At 72.2% G+C, this 18,824-nt stretch carries 15 protein-coding genes and 1 riboswitch; of the genes, 7 read left to right on the forward strand and 8 right to left on the reverse strand.

From position 1 onward, the window contains the following. The 3 genes from ABZV93_RS01185 to ABZV93_RS01195 all read right to left on the reverse strand — a co-directional run bounded on the left by ABZV93_RS01185 (position 1) and on the right by ABZV93_RS01195 (position 2,805). The gene (locus tag ABZV93_RS01185) at positions 1 to 741 is read right to left on the reverse strand and encodes a glutamine amidotransferase (RefSeq protein ID WP_354928386.1); all 741 of its coding nucleotides are present in this window, start codon (positions 739 to 741) and stop codon (positions 1 to 3) included. Further along, the gene (locus ABZV93_RS01190) at positions 731 to 1,978 is read right to left on the reverse strand and encodes a MurT ligase domain-containing protein (RefSeq protein WP_354928389.1); all 1,248 of its coding nucleotides are present in this window, start codon (positions 1,976 to 1,978) and stop codon (positions 731 to 733) included. Before ABZV93_RS01190 ends, ABZV93_RS01185 begins: the two co-directional genes overlap by 11 nt. 203 nt (positions 1,979 to 2,181) lie before the next feature. After that, positions 2,182 to 2,805, reverse strand: a complete 624-nt coding sequence (locus ABZV93_RS01195) for a DUF488 domain-containing protein (RefSeq protein ID WP_354928392.1) — start codon at positions 2,803 to 2,805, stop codon at positions 2,182 to 2,184. A gap of 191 nt (positions 2,806 to 2,996) precedes the next feature. Here ABZV93_RS01195 and ABZV93_RS01200 point away from each other — a divergent pair, with 191 nt between their 5' ends. After that, positions 2,997 to 4,511: an ankyrin repeat domain-containing protein gene (locus ABZV93_RS01200; protein WP_354928395.1), complete on the forward strand. Its 1,515-nt coding sequence runs from the start codon at positions 2,997 to 2,999 to the stop codon at positions 4,509 to 4,511. A gap of 89 nt (positions 4,512 to 4,600) precedes the next feature. On the opposite strand, the gene ABZV93_RS01205 is transcribed toward ABZV93_RS01200, so the two are convergent. The 5 genes from ABZV93_RS01205 to cobT all read right to left on the reverse strand — a co-directional run bounded on the left by ABZV93_RS01205 (position 4,601) and on the right by cobT (position 12,045). Continuing rightward, positions 4,601 to 6,505 (reverse strand): ABC transporter ATP-binding protein, encoded by a 1,905-nt coding sequence (locus ABZV93_RS01205; RefSeq protein WP_354929710.1) that lies wholly within the window; start codon positions 6,503 to 6,505, stop codon positions 4,601 to 4,603. A 65-nt stretch (positions 6,506 to 6,570) separates the two neighbouring features. Beyond that, complete coding sequence (locus tag ABZV93_RS01210) at positions 6,571 to 8,304, reverse strand: ABC transporter ATP-binding protein (RefSeq protein WP_354928398.1); 1,734 nt, start codon at positions 8,302 to 8,304, stop codon at positions 6,571 to 6,573. 289 nt (positions 8,305 to 8,593) lie between these two features. Continuing rightward, positions 8,594 to 9,412 (reverse strand): ECF transporter S component, encoded by an 819-nt coding sequence (locus tag ABZV93_RS01215; RefSeq protein ID WP_354928401.1) that lies wholly within the window; start codon positions 9,410 to 9,412, stop codon positions 8,594 to 8,596. An 81-nt stretch (positions 9,413 to 9,493) separates the two neighbouring features. Further along, positions 9,494 to 10,327 (reverse strand): adenosylcobinamide-GDP ribazoletransferase, encoded by an 834-nt coding sequence (locus ABZV93_RS01220; protein WP_354928404.1) that lies wholly within the window; start codon positions 10,325 to 10,327, stop codon positions 9,494 to 9,496. Next, entirely contained in the window at positions 10,324 to 12,045 is a 1,722-nt protein-coding gene (gene cobT, locus ABZV93_RS01225; protein ID WP_354928407.1) for a nicotinate-nucleotide--dimethylbenzimidazole phosphoribosyltransferase, read from the reverse strand. The genes ABZV93_RS01220 and cobT overlap by 4 nt, the downstream gene beginning before the upstream one ends. 30 nt (positions 12,046 to 12,075) lie before the next feature. Beyond that, a riboswitch (cobalamin riboswitch) is annotated at positions 12,076 to 12,271 on the reverse strand. A 17-nt stretch (positions 12,272 to 12,288) separates the two neighbouring features. Between cobT and ABZV93_RS01230 the strand changes: the two genes are divergently transcribed. The 6 genes from ABZV93_RS01230 (at position 12,289) to ABZV93_RS01255 (ending at position 18,810) form a co-directional block, all read left to right on the forward strand. Beyond that, the gene (locus tag ABZV93_RS01230) at positions 12,289 to 13,152 is read left to right on the forward strand and encodes an aldo/keto reductase (protein ID WP_354928410.1); all 864 of its coding nucleotides are present in this window, start codon (positions 12,289 to 12,291) and stop codon (positions 13,150 to 13,152) included. A 13-nt stretch (positions 13,153 to 13,165) separates the two neighbouring features. Continuing rightward, complete coding sequence (locus ABZV93_RS01235; protein ID WP_354928413.1) at positions 13,166 to 14,428, forward strand: pyridoxal phosphate-dependent aminotransferase; 1,263 nt, start codon at positions 13,166 to 13,168, stop codon at positions 14,426 to 14,428. A gap of 69 nt (positions 14,429 to 14,497) precedes the next feature. Next, entirely contained in the window at positions 14,498 to 15,367 is an 870-nt protein-coding gene (locus ABZV93_RS01240; RefSeq protein ID WP_354928416.1) for a protein phosphatase 2C domain-containing protein, read from the forward strand. 168 nt (positions 15,368 to 15,535) lie between these two features. Continuing rightward, positions 15,536 to 16,153, forward strand: a complete 618-nt coding sequence (locus tag ABZV93_RS01245; protein WP_354928419.1) for a sulfotransferase family protein — start codon at positions 15,536 to 15,538, stop codon at positions 16,151 to 16,153. Positions 16,154 to 16,318: 165 nt separating this feature from the next. Next, positions 16,319 to 17,239 carry a hypothetical protein gene (locus tag ABZV93_RS01250; RefSeq protein WP_354928422.1) on the forward strand — a complete coding sequence of 307 codons (921 nt, stop codon included), beginning with the start codon at positions 16,319 to 16,321 and terminating at the stop codon, positions 17,237 to 17,239. Positions 17,240 to 17,400: 161 nt separating this feature from the next. Further along, entirely contained in the window at positions 17,401 to 18,810 is a 1,410-nt protein-coding gene (locus tag ABZV93_RS01255; protein ID WP_354928425.1) for a sugar porter family MFS transporter, read from the forward strand. Positions 18,811 to 18,824 lie beyond the last annotated feature (14 nt).

Here is an 18,824-nt window from a genome sequence, read left to right on the forward strand (position 1 = left end):
TCAGGCGGTGTGGCGGACGGCCTTGCCCCGTGCGGCGAGGGCGGCCAGGCGTTCGTTGCGCAGTTTGTCGTGCCAGCTGTCGTCCAGTGGCTCCAGGGAGTCCCGACCGGTCGCCCACCGCAGCACCAGGTCGGCGAGCGCGGGGTTGCGGGACAGCGCCGGTCCGTGCGCGTAGGTCCCCACGAAGCCCTTCGTCCAGGCGCCCTCGGTGTGGCCGTCGTTGCCGACCCCGACCGAGACGGTGGCCAGCGGGCGCACACCCGGACCGAGGTGGGTACGCCCGCCGTGGTTCTCGAAGCCGGTGAGCAGCGGCAGGGCCAGGGCCGGGTCGACCGGACCTGCGAGCTCGCCGACGGCGCGGCTCGGGCCGCGGTCCGAGCTCAGGTCGTACAGGTCCAGCCCGGCGTACTGCCGTCCGCGCGCGGCGAACGACGAACCCACCAGCTGGTAGCCCGCGCACACCGCGAAGACGATCGCCCCGTGCTCGACCGCCCGCCGCAGACCGCCGTCGGCGAGCATGCGTTCGGCGGCCAGCGTCTGCGGCGCGTCCTCCCCGCCGGCGAGCAGGTAGACGTCGGCGTCGGTCGGGATCGCTTCGTCGGTACGGATCTCCTCCGTCTGCACGGGAATCCCGCGCAGCCGGGCCCGCTGGGCGAGGATCAGCAGGTTGCCCCGGTCGCCGTAGGTCGACAGCAGATCGGGATACACCCACACGATGCGCAGTGCGCTGTCAGTCGACACGATTCAGCTCCGCTCTGATCTGCTGGAAGGCGGTGTAGTTCGCGATCACCTCCGCACGCCCGTCCGGCATCGTCGCCAGCGCGTCGGTGAAGGAGCGGACGTGGGTGAAGTCGACGCCGTTCACGGCCAGCCGGACACCCAGGTCGTACGCGCGGTCGCCACTGATCAGCACCCTGCGCCCGCGCAGTGGCGCGAAGTCCACGTCGAACAGCCAGGAGGTGTCCAGCCCGTCGGGGTCGCGGGCGTTGATGCACAGCAGTGTCGGCGCCTGCTCGGCCATGTCGAACGCCTCCAGCCAGCCGGCCGGGTTCTTCGCCAGCAGCAGCCGGATGGCCTTGCCGTCCCGCTCGACGATCGCGTAGCGCCCGGCGACCGAGGTGACCTCCGCCAACCGGGGCAGCGCGTCGTTCGGGCGTACGCCGATCCGCGACGCGACCGCCAGTGCCATCGCCGCGTTCGCCAGGTTCACCTGCCCGGGCAAGCTCAGCTTGACGTCGTGGCGGTTCCCGTCCGGGTCGACCACGGCCTGGTCGTCAAGCGTCCATTGCGCCTGAGGCCGGGCCAGCGCGCATCCGGTGCAGCGCCAGTGGATCGCCACACCGTCGGCGTGCGGGACGCGTTCGATGGCGCTGCCGCACTCGGGGCAGACCGCGGAGTCGTCGTGCCAGCGTTGACCGGCGGCCACCCAGCTGACCTCCTCGGCCGTGCTCGCCGCCCACACCACCATCGGGTCGTCGACGTTGGCCACGACGTGCAGGTGACGACCGCTCACCGTGTCCCGCCACAGCCGGGCGATCATCGCCACTTCCATGGCCCGGTCGAGTTGGTCCCGGGTCAGGTTGAGCATCGCCAGCACCTGGGGCCGGGCGCCGTCGCAGACGTGCGGGAGGTAGTGCTCGTCCACCTCCAGCACGGCGTACTTCGTGTCCGGCGCCAGGGCGAGCGCGGACACGTGGCCGTTCGGCAGGTTGGCACCGAACGGGTTGCTGGCCACGGGTCCAAGTACGCCGACGGCCGCCGCGGTGAGCCGGGTGGTGGTGGTCTTCCCGTTGGTGCCGGACACCACCGCGACCTGCCGGCCGGCCGCGAGCCGATGGAGAAGGCGGGGGTCGATGCCGAGTCCGACGCGGCCGCCGATGACCGATCCGTCACCACGCCCGGCCGCCCGGGAGATGGCCGCCACGCCACGGGTGGCGCGGGCCGCGAGCCTGGCTCGCAACGGCAACTGTGTGCTCACGACTGGTGACGCTAGTCGTACGCCGAGTCGTAGGCGGGCCGTTTTCCGTTGCACACAAGGCCCGAACAGCGGCGATCACTGATGACAGGTGACAAAAACCTGGAGGGCGCCGGAAGCCTCGATGTCCGGACTCGTCCGGTGGTGCATCCGGGGTGAAGGCCGCCAACCGGACGGGGAAGCACCGAAGATTTTTGCGGCACCCGCTACTCCGGATCGTCGAACACGCTGGCCTGCCCGCCGTCGTAGACGAGCAGCCCGTCCGAACGCTGCCGCACGCCCGGGCCTGGCTGGTGCGCGGCCACCGAGCCGTCCGGGAACAGGTGCCGCACCTCCACGCCGCGCACCAACTGGAGGAAGTCGGCGATCATCCGCCGGTGGCACCGCCACCACAGGCTCTCGCTGCACATGATCGCCGTGGCCCCTGCGCTGTCCGTGGCATCGGGGCTGCCCCGGGCGTCCGCGGAGTTCGCCTGGACGCCGGCGAGCAGGTCGTCGATTCCGGCCAGGAACTCGGCCGTGCGCATGTGCCCGGCGTACCCCCGGAAGGAGTCGTTCCGCCATGCCGAGTCCGGCGAGTCCGGCGCCACCTTGCGGAAGCCGCCGAGCCGGCGCTCCCACCGGTAGGCGATCCCGTGTTCGGGCAACCAGCGTTGGAGCTCGGACCGGGAGAACTGCGGGTGGCGGCGGCTGCCCGGCGCGGTCCGGACGTCCACCACCGTGGAGATCCCGGCGCCGCGCAGCAGGTCGACGGTCGCCTCGGCGGTGGCGGTGCCATGGCCGAAGGTCGTGATCCGGGCCGTCGGCGTCGTCGGCGTGGTCGGGGTCATGGGGTCATCGTCTCGTGGTCCCGGTCCGGGGGACTGGCGCGGGGGAGCCGCCCGTGTGTACGGTGTTGGCGCGCGTCGGGGCGCATCCGGTCCGCGGGAAGGGCACAGCCCACCTGAGTTGGTCTTTCAGCCGAGGTTCCTCCTTTTCGGCCTGATCATGCGGACATCGGGCGTGAGAGAAGGAGGCCGCCGTGCCGACTCGTCCGCTCCCCGACAATCCCAGCCTCGAGCATCTCAGGAACCAGGCCAGGTCGCTGCAGCGCGGCACCCGGGCGGGTGACGCCGAGGCGCTCGCGGTGTTCGGTGAGTTCGACCCCCGCCGTGACCTCACCGGTGGATGTTCCCTCAGCGACGCCCAGCTCGTCGTCGCCCGCAGCTACGGATTCCCCAGCTGGCAACGGCTCCGGGCGCACCTCGACGTGGTGGCGGAGTACTCGTACTGGCCGCGTCCGGTGGACGACACCGACGACGGTGCCGAGGGCGCCGGCTCCTCCGACGGCCGGGACCTGCCGGCGCTCGCCGACCGGTTCCTCGACCTCGCCTGCCTGAACTACACCCGGGACACCCGGCACCGGCCGGCCCGGGCGCGGGACCTTCTGCGTGCCCACCCGGAGGTCGCGAGGTTCTCCCTGCACACGATGGCGGCGGCCGGTGACGCGGCCGGACTCCGTGATGCGTTGGAGTGGGATCGTTCCCAGGTCGATCAGTCCGGCGGTCCGTACGGCTGGCCGCCGCTCATGTACCTGACGTACTCGCGGCTGGAGACGGGCGAACCGGTCGAGGCGGCGGAAGTGCTGCTGGCGGCCGGTGCCGACCCCGACTCCGGCCGCCTGTGGCAGGGAATGACGTCGGCGTTCACCGCGCTCACCGGCGCGTTCGGCGGTGGCGAGCAGGACCAGCCACCGCACCCGCGGGCGGTCGACCTGGCCCGGTTGCTGCTGCGGGCGGGCGCGGACCCGAACGACAACCAGGCCCTGTACAACAGGCAGTTCACCCCCGCGAACGACCACCTGGAGGTGCTGTTCGAGTTCGGGCTGGGCCGCGAGCACGAGAGCCCGTGGCGACGCCGGCTGGGCCACACCTATCCGTCGACGACCGCGATGGTCGAGGAACAGCTTCGGTGGGCCGCCGACCACGGGATGACCGCCCGGGTCAGGTTGCTGCTCGACCACGGTGTCGCGGCCGACGGCCGGGGCTACCACCCGAACTACGGCGAGCTCACCGCGTTGCAGTTGGCCACCCTGGCGGGCGAACGCGAGATCGCCCGGATGCTCCTCGACGCCGGCGCCGACCGCGGCCGGGTGGACGCGGTGCAGGAGTTCGTGGGCGCGTGCGTGGCCGGTGACCGGGCCGGGGTCGAACGGCTCACCGCTGTCAACCCCGGCTTGCCCGCGCACGTGCGGGAACAGTTCCCGGACGCGGGCGTCCTGGTGGCCCGTACCGGCAGCGTGGAGGCCATGCGGCTCGTGCTGGAGCAGGGCTTCGACGTGAACACCGGCGTACGCGGCGGTGTGCTCGGCCCGCCGCTGCGGCGCACCGCGCTGCACGAGGCCGCCCACGCGGGAAACCTTCCGCTCGTGCGGTTCCTGGTGGAGCAGGGCGCGGATCACGGGCTGCGCGACGCCTCCTTCGACGCGACGCCGCTCGGCTGGGCCGAGCACGGCGGCAACGAGGAGACCGCGGCGTACCTGCGTAGGCTCGGCTGACAGAGCACGGCAAGCGCGAAACCCCTGTAAAACAGGGGCGGCCGGACCTCTCCGGTCCGGCCGCCCTTCCTCAGCTCGCTGTGCGCCGGTCAGTCGACCTCGGCCACCGCCTGGGCGAACTGCGCGGCGTACAGCCGGGCGTACGCGCCGCCGGCGGCCAGCAGCTTCTCGTGGTTGCCCTGCTCGACGATCCGGCCGTTCTCCATCACCAGGATCACGTCGGCGTCGCGGATGGTGGACAGCCGGTGGGCGATGACGAAGCTGGTACGCCCGGCCCGCAGCGAGGTCATCGCGTGCTGGATGAGCACCTCGGTCCGGGTGTCCACCGACGACGTCGCCTCGTCCAGCACCAGGATCGACGGCTCGGTGAGGAATGCGCGGGCGATGGTGATCAGCTGCTTCTCACCGGCACTGACGTTGCCGCCCTCCTCGTCCATCACGGTGTCGTAGCCGTCCGGCAGGGTCCGGATGAACCGGTCGGCGTGCGTGGCCTGCGCCGCCGCCACGATCCGCTCCCGCGGCACGTCGCCGGCGCCGTAGGCGATGTTGTCGGCGATCGTGCCGCCGAACAGCCAGGTGTCCTGCAGCACCATGCCGATCCGGGCGCGCAGGTCGTCCCGCGACATCTCGGTGACGTCCACCCCGTCGAGGGTGATCCGCCCGCCGGTCACCTCGTAGAAGCGCATGAGGAGGTTGACCAGCGTCGTCTTGCCCGCGCCGGTCGGGCCGACGATGGCCACCGTGTGGCCGGGCTCGACCACCAGGGACAGGTCCTCGATCAGCGGCTTGTCCGGGTCGTACCGGAAGGACACGTGCTCGAACGCCACCTTGCCGGTCACCTGCTGTGGCCGCCGCGACGGGGACGGGTCGGCCTGCTGCTCCTCGGCGTCGAGCAGGTCGAAGACGCGCTCGGCCGAGGCGACGCCGGACTGCAGCAGGTTGGCCATCGAGGCGACCTGCGTGATCGGCTGGCTGAACTGCCGGGAGTACTGGATGAACGCCTGCACGTCGCCCAGCGACAGTGTCCCGGACGCCACCCGCAGCCCGCCGATCACGGCGACCAGCACGTAGTTGAGGTTGCCGATGAAGAACATCGCCGGCTGGATCAGCCCGGAGATGAACTGCGCCCGGAAGCTGGAGGTGAACAACGCCTCGTTCTGCTCGGCGAAGGTCTGCGCGGCCTCCCGCTGCCGGCCGAACACCTTCACCAGTGCGTGGCCGGTGTACATCTCCTCTATGTGGGCGTTCAGCGTTCCCGTGGTCGCCCACTGCTTGATGAACTGCGGCTGGGCGCGCTTGCCGATCAGCGCGACCACGAGCACCGACACCGGCACGGTCACCAGCGCGATGACCGCGAGGAGCGGCGAGATCCAGATCATCATCACCAGCACACCGATGATGGTGAGCACCGAGGTGACGATCTGGCTCAGCGCCTGCTGCAGGGTCTGGGCGATGTTGTCGATGTCGTTCGTCGTACGGGACAGGACCTCACCGCGCGGTTGCCGGTCGAAGTAGCCGAGCGGCAGCCGGGCGAGCTTGGTCTCGGCCTGCTCGCGCAGCCGGAACGCCAGCTTCTGTACGACCACCGCTGTCAACCTGCCCTGGACAAGGGCGAACAACGACGCCACCACGAAGATCCCGAGCGCTGCCATCAGCACCATGCCGACCGCGTGGAAGTCGATGCCCTGTCCGGGTACGACGTCCACCGTGCGGAGCAGGTCGGCGACGTCGCCCTGCCCGCGTGAGCGCAGCCCCTCGATCGCCTGCTCCTTGGTGATCCCGGCCGGAAGCTGGCGCCCCACCACGCCGGCGAAGATCAGGTTGGTGGCGTGGCCGAGGATCTTCGGCCCGAGCACCGACAGCCCGACGCTGATCGCGCCGAGGACGAGGACGCCGACGACCACCGGGCGCTCGGGACGCATCATGGCGACCAGCCGCTTGCTCGAGCCGCGGAAGTTCATCGCCTTCTCGGTGGACATCCCGCCGCCCATCATCGGGCCGTGGCGACGGTCCGGTCCCATCCCGCGCTTGGGCGGGCTGGCCGGCTTCACCTGCGTGCTCATGCGGCCTCCTGCTCGGTGAGCTGGGAGAGCACGATCTCCCGGTAGGTCTGGTTGGTGTCCATCAGCTCGGTGTGGGTGCCGGTTCCGACGACGCGGCCCTCGTCGAGCACGACGATCCGGTCGGCGTCGCGGATCGTGGAGACCCGCTGGGCCACGATGACGATCGTGGCGTCACCGATCTCGCGGTGCAGCGCGGCCCGCAGGGCGGCGTCGGTGGCGTAGTCGAGAGCGGAGAACGAGTCGTCGAAGAGGTAGACCTCCGGGCGGGCCACCAGCAGCCGGGCGATCGCCAGCCGCTGCCGCTGCCCGCCGGACACGTTGCTGCCGCCCTGTCCGATGGGCGCCTCGAGCTGACCCTCCATCGCCTCCACGAAGTCGCGCGCCTGGGCGATGTCCAGGGCGTTCCACAGCTCCTCGTCGGTCGCGTCGGGGTTTCCGTAGCGGAGGTTGGACGCGACGGTGCCGGAGAAGAGGTACGGCTTCTGCGGCACGAGGCCGACGGTGCGCGACAGCAGCGCCGGGTCGAGCTCGCGGACGTCCACGCCGTCGACGAGCACCTGGCCGCCGTCGGCGTCGAACAGCCGGGGTATCAGGTTGAGCAAGGTGGTCTTGCCCGCGCCGGTACTCCCGATGATGGCGGTGGTCTGGCCCGGGCGGGCGGTCAGGTCGACGCCGGCGAGCACGAGCGCCTCGGCACCGGGGTAGCGGAAGTCCACGCCCCGCAGGTCGAGCTGGCCGTGCCCGTGCAACTGGCGTACCGGCGAGGCGGCCGGTCGCACGCTGGTCTCGGTGTCCAGCACCTCGCTGATCCGCTCGGCGCACACCGACGCCCGCGGCACCATGACGAACATGAACGTCGCCATCATCACCGACATGAGGATCTGCATCAGGTAGCTGAGGAACGCGGTCAGCGCGCCGATCTGCATCGAGCCGCTGTCGATCCGGTGCGCGCCGAACCACATGACGGCCACGCTGGAGAGGTTCATCACGACCATGACGATCGGGAACATGCACGCCATCAGCCGGCCGACACCGAGGGAGACGTCCATCAGCGAGTTGTTGGCACCGGCGAACCGCTCCTGCTCGTGGGAGTCGCGCACGAACGCCCGGATCACCCGGATGCCGGTGATCTGCTCGCGCATGACGCGGTTCACGGTGTCAATGCGTTCTTGCATCTGGCGGAACAGCGGGTGCATCCGCCGGATGATCGCGCTCACCGCGAGGATCAGCACCGGCACGACCACCAGCAGCAGCGCCGACAGCGGAACGTCCTGGTTCAGCGCCAGCAGCACCCCGCCCACGCACATGATCGGTGCGGACACCATCAGGGTGAGCGTCATCAGGACCAGCATCTGCACCTGCTGGACGTCGTTGGTCGTCCGGGTGATCAGCGACGGTGCCCCGAACTGCCCGACCTCGCGGACGGAGAACTCCTGCACCCGGTCGAAGATCGCGGCCCGCACGTCGCGGCCGAGCGCCATCGCCGTGCGCGCACCGAAGTAGACCGCGCCCGCGGCACAGATGATCTGCACCAGGGTCACCGCGAGCATGACGCCACCGGTGGACATGATGTAGCCGGTGTCGCCCTTGACCACGCCGTTGTCGATGATGTCGGCGTTCAGGCTGGGTAGGTACAAGGTGGCGAGGGTCTGCACGAGCTGCAGCACCACGACCAGGGCGATGGGCCTGGTGTAGGGGCGCAGGTGCGCGCGCAGGAGACGGATGAGCACGCGGGCCTTCCTGGGGTCGGGGAGCGGGTCGGGCGGCGGATCGGGTGGTGGGTCTCGGGCCGGCGCCGGGCGGAGGCCGGGCCGGTGCCGGCGGGATCGGCGGCGGGCGCGAACCGGTGCCGGTCCGTACCGCCCACGGCAATCCAGGTGGTCCCGGACCGCCCGTCGAGATGATTCCCGAGCGTTGGCACAGCACGGCCCGCCGCCGTCCACCCCGGCCTCGTCGAGGATGACCCCGGTCGCTGAGAGAGCCCGCACAGATCACTGTCAGCGCGGTAGACCCGCACGGTCAGCCGGGTTCGGTCCCGCTGTCGAGTCCGCCGGTGAAGGCGGCCCGCCGCCCGGCCCGGCGCAGGGTCGCCAGCACCGGACGCCCGGCGGCCAGGACCAGCACCCCACCCAGCAGGGCCCGCGCGGTGTCCCAGCCGAGGGAGGTGGTGGCGTAGAAGACGGCGTAGTGGTGCAGGTTGGTCCCGAGAGCGGCGCCCGGCGCGTACGCCGCCCCGTCGGGCAGGTACGCCGCGGCCGGCCAGAACCACAGGTTGAGCAGGGCGCCGTAACCGAAGCCGCTCAGCCCGGCGTACGCCGCGAGCAGTCCGCGCTCGGCCCAGCCGGAGGCGGCCGGCAGGCAGCCGGCGAACAGCCCCACCCAGGCCAGGCCGATCATCTGGAACGGCAGCCACGGCCCGGCGCCGCCGGTGAGCAGGGCGGTGGCGAGCATGGACACCACGCCGAGCGCGAAGCCGAAGCCCGGCCCGAACACCCGCCCGGCCACGACCAGCAGGAAGAACGCCGGGTCGAACCCGCCGGTGCCCGGGCTGAGCGTCTGCAGCCCGGCGCCCGCGGCGGCGAGCACCCCGAGCATCGCCACCGCCTTGACGTCCATGCCTCCGCCGCCGAGTTCGGCCCAGACCAGGCCGAGCAGCAGTGGCAGCAGCGCCACGAACAGGTACGCCGCGTCCTGGCCGTGGCTCGCGCCGGTCCCCGCGGGCGTCACCACCAGGAACGGCCAGCCGAAACCAACCAGGCCGACCGCGGAGGCCAGCGCCAGGACCAGGGTGCTCCTGGGCCGCAGCCGGACCGGGGCGAAGGAGGTGCTGGCTGGCATGTCGGGCTCCCGGTGTGGTCGTGCGTACGGCGGCGGAGGGCCTGGGCCTGAGGATTGCGGAAGGGTCGGTGGTGTCCCGCCTCAGCGCAGGAGTACGGCGGCCAGCAGACCCGCGACCGCGCCGAGTTCCACGACCGAACCGAACACGTCCCCGGTCACCCCGCCGACCCGGCGGACGACGTGCCGGCGCCAGGCGACGGCGGCGCCGAGCCCGACGGCCAGGACGAGCAGCAGCTGCCCGGCGAGCCGGGGCTCGTCCCACCCGAGCGGAGCGAGGCTGAGGGCGGCGGCGGCCGAGGTCAGCAGCAGGTGGGCGGGCCGGGTCGTCGTACCGGCCACCAGCGCCCCGAACCCGCCGGGCCGGGCGGACGCCACACCCGCGCCGGTCGCCCACACCACGCCCAGCCGGCCCGCGCACTCGGCCGCGGCGAGCGCGAGCAGGGCGGCCACCGGAGCGTGGTTCGCCAGAGCCGCCAGGGCGGCCACCTTCACCAGCAGCAGGAGTACGACGGTCACCACCCCGAAGGGCCCGATGTCCGGCTGCCGCATGATCGCCAGCGCGCGCTCGGCCGGCGCGGAACTCCCCAGTCCGTCCACGGTGTCGGCCAGTCCGTCCAGGTGCAGGCCGCGGGTGGTCAGCGCCAGCGTGGCGACGGCGAGCGCGGCGCCCAGCAGCGCGCCGGTGGCGTCAGGCACAAGCGCGGTGGCGGCGAGCAGGGGCAGCCCGGCGACCGCGCCGAGGAGGGCGCCGACGAACGGCAGCCAGCACACCGCCCGGCGGGCCGTGTCGCGATCGACGGGCGTACTGGCCCAGCGGTCCGGAACGGGTACGGCGGTGAACATCGTCACCGCCAGGACCAGGCCGCGACCTCTCGCCGCCTTCTCGCCCGGAGCGGCACTCGTCGCGCTGCTCACCGCAGTCGCTGCGGGATGCCGGCGGTGAGCAGCCACACCTCGTCCGACGCGGCGGCGATCCGGGCGTTCAGCACGCCGAGCTCGTCCCGGAAGAGCCGGCCGGAGGTGGTGGCCGGTACGACGCCGCCGCCGACCTCGTTGCTGACCGCGACGACCGTACGGTTCGTCGACCCCCAGGCCTCGACCAGCGCGTCCACCTCCGCCGCCAGCGCGGCGGCCGGGTCCTGAGTACGAGTCGTGCCGGGGGAGAGGTGCTCGGTGCCGAAACAGCCCGTCTGGTCCATCATCTGGGTGAGCCAGGTGGACAGGCAGTCGATCAGCAACGGCTTCGTACGCTCGGGGTCGTCGGCCTTCAGATGGGCCACCAGGTCGGAGGTCTCCACCGTGGTCCAGCCCGGTGGACGGCGCTCACGATGAGTGCGTACCCGCTCGGCCCACTCCGGGTCGTCGGCGGTGGGCCGCGGTCCGGTGGCCAGGTAGGTGACCGGCAAGGACTCCCCAGCCGGACCGACCTTCGCGGCCTGCCCGGCCAGCCGTTCGGCGGTCGTGGACTTGCCCGAGCGCGCGCCGCCCAACACCAGGATCCGCCGTGGCCGCGGGCCGCCCCGCCCGTCCGTGGCCGGGCCCGCGGCCACCTCCTCCAGGGTGGCGACCTCGGTCAGGACGGCGGCGGCGGCCCGGACGACGGGCAGCGCCAGCACCGCGCCGGACCCCTCACCGAGCCGCAGATCCAGGTCGAGAACGGGACGCAACCCCAGCGCCGCCAGCGCCCGCCGGGCCGCCGGCTCGGCGGACACGTGGCCGGCGACGAACGCACCCACCGCGTCGGGAGCGAGCGCCCGGGCGACCAGGGCGGCGGCGCCGGCGGCGATGCCGTCCAGCACCACCGGCACCCGGGCGGCGGCCGCACCCAGCAGGAAGCCTGCCGTTGCGGCGTGCTCGAGGCCGCCGAGCGCGGCGAGGACGCCGAGCGGGTCGGCCGGGTCGGGCCGGTGCAGGTCGAGCGCCCGGCCGACGACGGCGACCTTCGTTGCCCAGGTGGCGTCGTCGATCCCGGTTCCGCGTCCGGTCACCTGCTCCGGCGTACCTCCGGTCAACGCCGCGATCAGCGCCGCCGCGGGAGTGGTGTTGGCGATGCCCATGTCGCCGGTCAGCAGGCACCGGCAGCCGCCGGCCACCAGGTCGGTGGCGACCTCGATGCCGACCTCGACCGCCGCCACCGCCTCGGCCCGGCTCATCGCCGGACGCTCGCTGAGGTCGTCGGTGCCCGGGCGTACCTTGCGGTCCAGCAGTCCGGGCGCCGGCGGGAGATCGGCCGCGACCCCGACGTCGACCACCTGCACCCGGGCGCCCGCCTGCCGGGCGAGCGCGTTGACGACCGCGCCGCCGCACAGGAACGTCGACACCATCGCGGCGGTGATCTCCTGCGGCCACGGCGAGACGCCCTGCCGGTGGACGCCGTGGTCACCGGCGAAGACGGCCAGCCCGGCCGGTTCGGGAAGGGGCGGCGGGCAGGTCCCGGCGATGCCGGCGAGTTGCGCGCCGAGGTCCTCGAGGGCTCCGAGCGCGCCGCGCGGCTTGGCCAGCGCGTCGTGCCGGGCGCGGGCCCTGGCCACCGCGTCGGCGTCCGGTGGACGGACGGCGCGCAGGGTTCGGCCCAGCACCGAGCCGTCGGAGTTGTCGGGGCCGACAGAGTCGGCAGAATTCACGGCAGCCACGAGTAGTCCTTCCACAGGAGTCCGCGCCCTGGATGGTCGTACCGACGAACGGAGTGTCCTGGCTCCCAGATCGTGGCTTCCGCTCCGGCCTTCCCACCGCTCGCGCGGCAGTGGCCCCTGCATGGAGAGGTCGCTTCCTGGTGACAGTGGCGGGACCGCCCCGGACTCGCACCGGGTTCCTCCCTGTCGTCGGCGACCAGAATGGCACATGATCACGAACGGACGAACGGGAGCGAGGCGGCGATGGAGTACACCACACTCGGCGGCACCGGTGCGAGGGTCAGCCGGATCGGGTTCGGCGGGGCGACCCTCGGCCTGACGAACTACCTCGGGCGGTTCGACCCCGACGACGCGCACGACCGGGCGGCGATGTTCGCGGCGATCGAGGTGGCGCTGGAGGGCGGCATCAACTACTACGACACCGCGCCCGGTTACGGCGGCGGCGCGAGCGAGCGGGTGCTCGGGCAGGCGCTGCGCGGGGTGGACTCCAGCGGCGGCCGCCCGTTGTTCGTGGCCACGAAGGTGCCGTACGGAGTGAACGTGCGTACCTCACTGGAGGCCAGCCTGGAACGCCTCGCCCGGCCGTACGTCGACCTGCTGCAGATCCACGGCGACTCGTTCACCACCGAGCAGACCGACGCCATCCTCGCTCCCGGCGGCGTAGCCGAACAGTTACATTCCGTCAAGGCTGAGGGCTTGACCAGGCATGTCGGCTTCACCACCGAGGACAACAACGACTCGGTGTACCGGCTGATCCGCAGCGGCCGGTTCGACACCGTGCAGATCTGTTACAACCTGCTCTTCCAGCATCCGTACGACCCCACCCGGCCGTTCGGCAGCCTGCTCGAGGCCCGCCGGCACGGGCTCGGCAGGGTCACCATGCGCACCACCACCTCGGGGACGTTCCAGCGCTGGCTGGCGATGGTGAATCCCGCCGACACCTTCGACTACTCCAGCGCGCTGGTGCAGTTCGTGCTGTCGAACCCGCACGTCGACGTGGCGCTGGTGGGGATGCGGGACCCGGACGTCGTACGCGCCAACCTCGCCGTCGCCGACGACCTCGCGGGCCGCATCGACCTGGCCGCGCTGCACGAGCGATACGTGTGATGAAGTGACGCCCATGGCAGTCTCGGCGACGCTCGCCATCAACCAGCTCACGGCGGAACGCCTGGCCGCCGGGCGGCCCGTCCTGCCCCTCGGGTTCGGCGAGGCGGGACTTCCCGTGCACCCCGACCTGGTGGCGGCGCTGAGCACGGCCGCGGCTGCCGGAGCGTCCGGCAGTTACGGGCCGGTCGCCGGCGTCCCAGCACTGCGCGAGGCCGCCGCGGGCTACTGGCGTCGGCGGTGCCTGCCGACGACGGCCGCGCAGGTGGTCGCGGGTCCCGGCAGCAAGCCGCTGCTGTACGCCGTACTGCAGGCGAGCGCCGGCGGGGTCGCGCTGCCCCGGCCGAGCTGGGTGAGCTACGCCGCACAGGCCCAGCTCCTCGACCGCGAGGTGCACCACGTGCCGACCCCCGACGGGCAGGGCGGCGTGCCCGACCCCGACCTGCTCGACGCGGCCGCCGCCACCGCGAGGGACGCCGGCCGCCCGATCGGGCTGGTCGTGCTCACTCTGCCCGACAACCCGACGGGGACGCTCGCGGGCAGCGGGACGATCCGCGCCGTCGCCGACGTTGCCCGCCGGCACGACCTGCTGATCGTGTCCGACGAGATCTACCGCGACCTCGTGCACGACCCGGTGCGCGAGTTCCTCAGCCCGGCCGAGCTGGCACCAGAACGCACCGTCGTCACCACCGGCCTGAGCAAGAACCTCGCCCTCGGCGGCTGGCGGATCGGCGTCGCGCGGATGCCGGAGGGCCCGCTCGGCGACCGGCTCGGAGCCGAGGTCGCCGCGGTCGCCAGCGAGGTGTGGTCCGGCCCGGCGAACCCGGTGCAGCACGCCGCCGCCTGGGCGTTCGAGGAGCCGGAACAGCTCACCGAACGCATCGCCACCAGCCGGTCGCTGCACGCCAGGGTGGCCCTCGCGGTGGCCGACCGGTTCGCCGCGGCCGGCGCGTCCGTGCACCCGCCGAGCGCGGCGTTCTACCTCTACCCGGACTTCTCCGCGTACGCCGGCCAGCTCGCCGAGCGGTGGTCGGTCCGCACCGGCAGCGGGCTCGCGACCCTGCTGCTGGACTCCTTCGACGTGGCGACCCTGCCCGGCGCGGCGTTCGGCGACCCGGACGAACGGCTGAGCCTGCGGGTCGCGACCAGCATGCTGTACGGCGAGGGCGAGCAGCGGGACAAGGCGCTCACCGCGGCCGATCCGGTGGCGCTGCCCTGGATCGCGGACCGGCTCGACCGGTTGGACGCCGCACTGGGGCGCCTGCTCGACCGCACCTGACGGCCGGATTCGTCTGACCAGTGTCGCCTCGGGGGTGGGCTGCACCGACCGCGCGTGGCACGATGTCCTATGCGCTTCGCCTACTCGGTGCGTACTCATCTCGGCCTGGTCCGCGCCAACAACGAGGACTCAGCGTTCGTGGGGCCACACCTGTTGCTGGTCGCGGACGGGGTCGGTGGGCACGCCGCGGGTGAGGTCGCCTCGGCGAGCGTGGCGCATCTGCTCGGCGCGATGTCGCTGTTGCCCGACCCGGCAACCGGCGAATCCGCGACTCCCGGTGTCGGTCTTCCCGGTCTTCCCGGTCTTCCCGGTCTTCCCGGCCTCCTCCGGGCGTGGGTCGACCGGGCACACCAGGTTCTGGTCGACGGCGTCGAGGCCGATCCGGCCCGCGCCGGCATGGCCACCACCCTCACCGCTGTGCTGACCGACGGCCACACCTTCGCGATGGCCCATGCGGGAGACTCCCGGGCGTACGTCCTGCGCGAGGAACGCCTGCGTCAGGTGTCCGTCGACCACACCCTGGTCCAGTCCCTGCTGGACCAGGGAAGGATCACCCCCGCACAGGCCAGGGTCCATCCGTACCGCTCCGCCGTCACGCGGTTCCTCGACGGAGGCGACCGTCCGGACGCCGACATCGTGCTGCTCGACCTCCGGCCGGGTGACCGGGTGCTGTTGTGCAGCGACGGGCTCAGCGACTTCGTGGACGAGGACGAGGTTCGCTCGCTTCTGGTGGGTGGGACCCCGGAGGAGGCCACGGACAGGCTCGTCCGTGCGGCCCTGGTCGCCGGCGGGCGTGACAACGTCACCTGCGTGGTCGGCGACGTCCTGGACGCCGAGCTGATGCCCTGGCACCGGCGGCCGTACTTCTGCCGCATGAAGGGCGCGGTCACCGAGCTCGCCAACATCGTGGACCCGGCCGGTCACGGCCACGCCGCCTAGGGTCTGGCCTGCGGATCAGGGTCGAGTAGTGAGCGGGTCATCCGCGCCCGGTCGGCAAGGCGGAGGAGGAGTGGCGTAGCGGCGCCCCCCACTTGCCGTGCTTTCGTTCGCCCGTACCGGCCGTCGCGGTCTCTGTGAGCCGGCGGCGAGCGCTGCCATACTGCGGACATGTCGCTGCAGGTGATCGGTGCCGGCTGGGCTCGTACGGGAACGACCTCCATGAAGCAGGCGCTGGAGCTGCTCGGACTGCCCTGCCACCACATGCACGAGGTGTTCGACCACCCCGAGCAGGCCGACCTCTTCCGCGAGGCGCTGAAGGCCGGGCCGGACTTCGACTGGGAGCGGATCTACGCCGACTACTCGGCGACCGTCGACTGGCCGGGCAGCGTGTTCTGGCGCGAGCTCCTCGCGGCCTATCCCGAGGCGAAGGTCCTGCTCACGGTGCGCGAGCCGGAGCGGTGGTTCGCCAGCTACCACGCCACCGTGTACCGGCCGATCGCCCTCGGCTGGGGGGACCCCGCGGCCGACGGGTGGAACGCCATGGCGCAGGAGGTGGTCGTCCAGCATCTCCTCGGTGGCGAACCGCACGACCGTGAGCGGCTGATCTCGGCGTTCGAACGCCACAACGAGGAGGTCCGGGCGAGCGTCCCGGCGGACCGGCTGCTCGTCCACCACGTCGGCGACGGCTGGGAGCCGTTGTGCGCCTTCCTCGACCGGCCGGTTCCCCCGCAGCCGTTCCCGCACCTGAACGACCGAGCCGGGTGGGGGAGCCGGGCCGCCGACTGAGCGTTCCTGCAAAGCGGTCTCACCGGTGCTAGCGTCCGATCGCCGCACCGGCGCGGTCACAGCTGGCTGTGTCATGCCGGTGACCGAACGACGCACTCTCCTGCGGGCCGGTCGGCAACGGTGCGCGGGCAGATCGGGCCGAGCGCCCGAACACCGGAGGTCCAGATGGGCACAGGCATCGTCATTGCCGTCATCGTGGTGGTCGTACTGATCATCGTCGGCGTGGTCGTCGCGTTGCGCGCGCGGGCGAAGAAGCAGGAGGAACGCCGGATCGCGGCGCAGGAGGCCCGCGACCGCGCGGTGGAGGTCAGCCGTCAGGCCGCAGTTCACGACCGGGAGGCCGGACAGCTGGGCGACCGCGCGCAGGAGGTCCGTACCGCTGCCGAGCAGCAGCTCGCCGAGGCCCAGCGCCTCGAGGAAGAGGCCCGGGCACGGGAAGAGCGTGCACACTCCACCCGAGCGGAGGCCGAGGAACACCTTCGGCGGGCCGACGAGATCGACCCCGACCTGCGCGACGAGGACCGGGCGGACGAGCGGGCGGACGACCGCACCGACGAGCGTGGGGACGTGAGCGCCGACGAGCGTGGGGACGTGAGCGCCGACGAGCCTGGGGATGTGCGCGCCGACGACCGGACCGGCAACCTGGCCGGCCGTGAGCACCAGCCGCACGGCGAGCACGTGGCCGACGGACCCGTCGACGAGGCCGATCAGCACATGACGGGCGGCGAGCGTCACCGAGGGCCGCGAGGCTCCGTGGAGCACATGCGGGGCAGCGACTACGCACAGCGGGGCCACACCGGTCCGGGCGACGACCAGGCGGGTCACCACCAGGCGGGTTACCACCAGGCGGGTTACGACCAGCAGGGCGGTCACGACCAGGCGGGTCACGACCAGGCGGGTCATCACCAGGCGGGTTACGACCAGCGCGGTCATGACGAGGCGGCCGCCGAGTACCCCACCGATCCGCAGGGTGAGGAGCGGGCGTACGGCCAGAACCCCGACGAGCGGGCGCACGGCTCAGAAGGCGATGTCGACCACGACGGCAGGCGGGACCGGCGGGCGCCGAACCCCGACCAGCCCGCCTGAGGTCTCCGGCCGGCAGCGGTCCCGTACCGCTGTCGGCCGCACGCGTCCTCGGCGTCGCTTTCGTCGCGGCGCGAGGACGCAGCCGGATCGCTCGGTTACGGTGAGTGGTGAGCCGAGGTGATCCGGCCCGGCTCGCCACCCCGCCGGGTGAGGAGATCGGGATGAGCCGACCAGATCCCGACGTTTCGGGCGCGTCCAGCGCCGGGGGTTCAGGTGCCACCGTGCTGGTGGCCATGGTCGCCGCCCTCGGTGGGTTCCTCTTCGGCTACGACACCGCCGTCATCAACGGCGCGGTCGCCGCGGTCCGGGACACCTTTCACGCCTCGCCCGGAGTGCTGGGGTTCGCGGTGGCCGCCGCGCTGCTCGGCTCGGCTCTCGGCGCGTGGTTCGCCGGTCCGCTGGCCGGCCGGATGGGCCGGATCCGGGTGATGGTCATCGCGGCCGTGCTGTTCCTGGTGAGCGCGCTGGGATCGGGGTTCTCGTTCGCGATCTGGGACCTCGCGGTCTGGCGGTTCATCGGCGGCATGGGCGTGGGGGCGGCGTCGGTGATCGCACCGGCGTACATCGCGGAGATCTCACCCGCGCGGATCCGCGGCAGGCTCGGTTCCCTGCAGCAGCTGGCGATCGTGACGGGCATCTTCATGGCGCTGCTGGTCGACTTCGGGCTCGTCGCGGCGGCGGGCGGTGCGACCAGGGAACTGTGGTTCGGCCTGGCCGCGTGGCGCTGGATGTTCCTGTCCCTGATGGTGCCCGCACTGGCGTACGGCATCCTGGCGCTGCAGATCCCGGAGTCGCCGCGCTATCTCGTCGCCTGCAGCCGGCTGACCGAGGCGCGGGAGGTCCTGGTGCAGTACGTCGGCGGCGACGTCGACGCGAAGATCGTGGAGATCCGGCGCACGCTCGGCACGGACCGGCGGTCCCGACTGGGCGACCTGCGTGGTCCGCGGCTCGGCCTGCTGCCGATCGTGTGGGTGGGGATCCTGCTGTCGGTGTTCCAGCAGTTCGTCGGCATCAACGTGATCTTCTACTACTCCTCGGTGTTGTGGCAGGCGGTCGGGTTCAGCGAGGAGGACTCGCTCGTCATCACGGTCATCACCTCGGTGACGAACATCGTCACCACCCTGATCGCGATCGCCACCATCGACCGGATCGGCCGCAAGCCGCTACTGCTGATCGGCTCGGCGGGGATGACCATCACCCTTGGTACGTTGGCGTTCGCGTTCGGGACCGCGCCCGTCGTGCACGGCAAACCCGTGCTGGAGGGCGTGATGTCGCCGCTGGCCCTGATCGCGGCGAACGTCTACGTCGTGTTCTTCGGCCTGAGCTGGGGACCGGTGGTGTGGGTGCTGCTCGGCGAGATGTTCAACAACCGCATTCGTGCGCAGGCGCTGGCCGTGGCGGCCGCCGCGCAGTGGCTGGCCAACTTCGCGGTGTCGACGACGTTCCCGGTGCTGCAGCAGATCGGGCTGGGGTTCGCGTACGGGCTCTACACCCTGTTCGCGGTTCTGTCCTTCCTGTTCGTCGCCCGGGCGGTGCCGGAGACCAAGGGCAGGGAGCTGGAGTCGATGTGACCTGTCGGCTCGCC

Origin of the sequence: Actinopolymorpha sp. NPDC004070 (assembly GCF_040610475.1) — a bacterium.
Classification (GTDB): Bacteria; Actinomycetota; Actinomycetes; order Propionibacteriales; family Actinopolymorphaceae; genus Actinopolymorpha.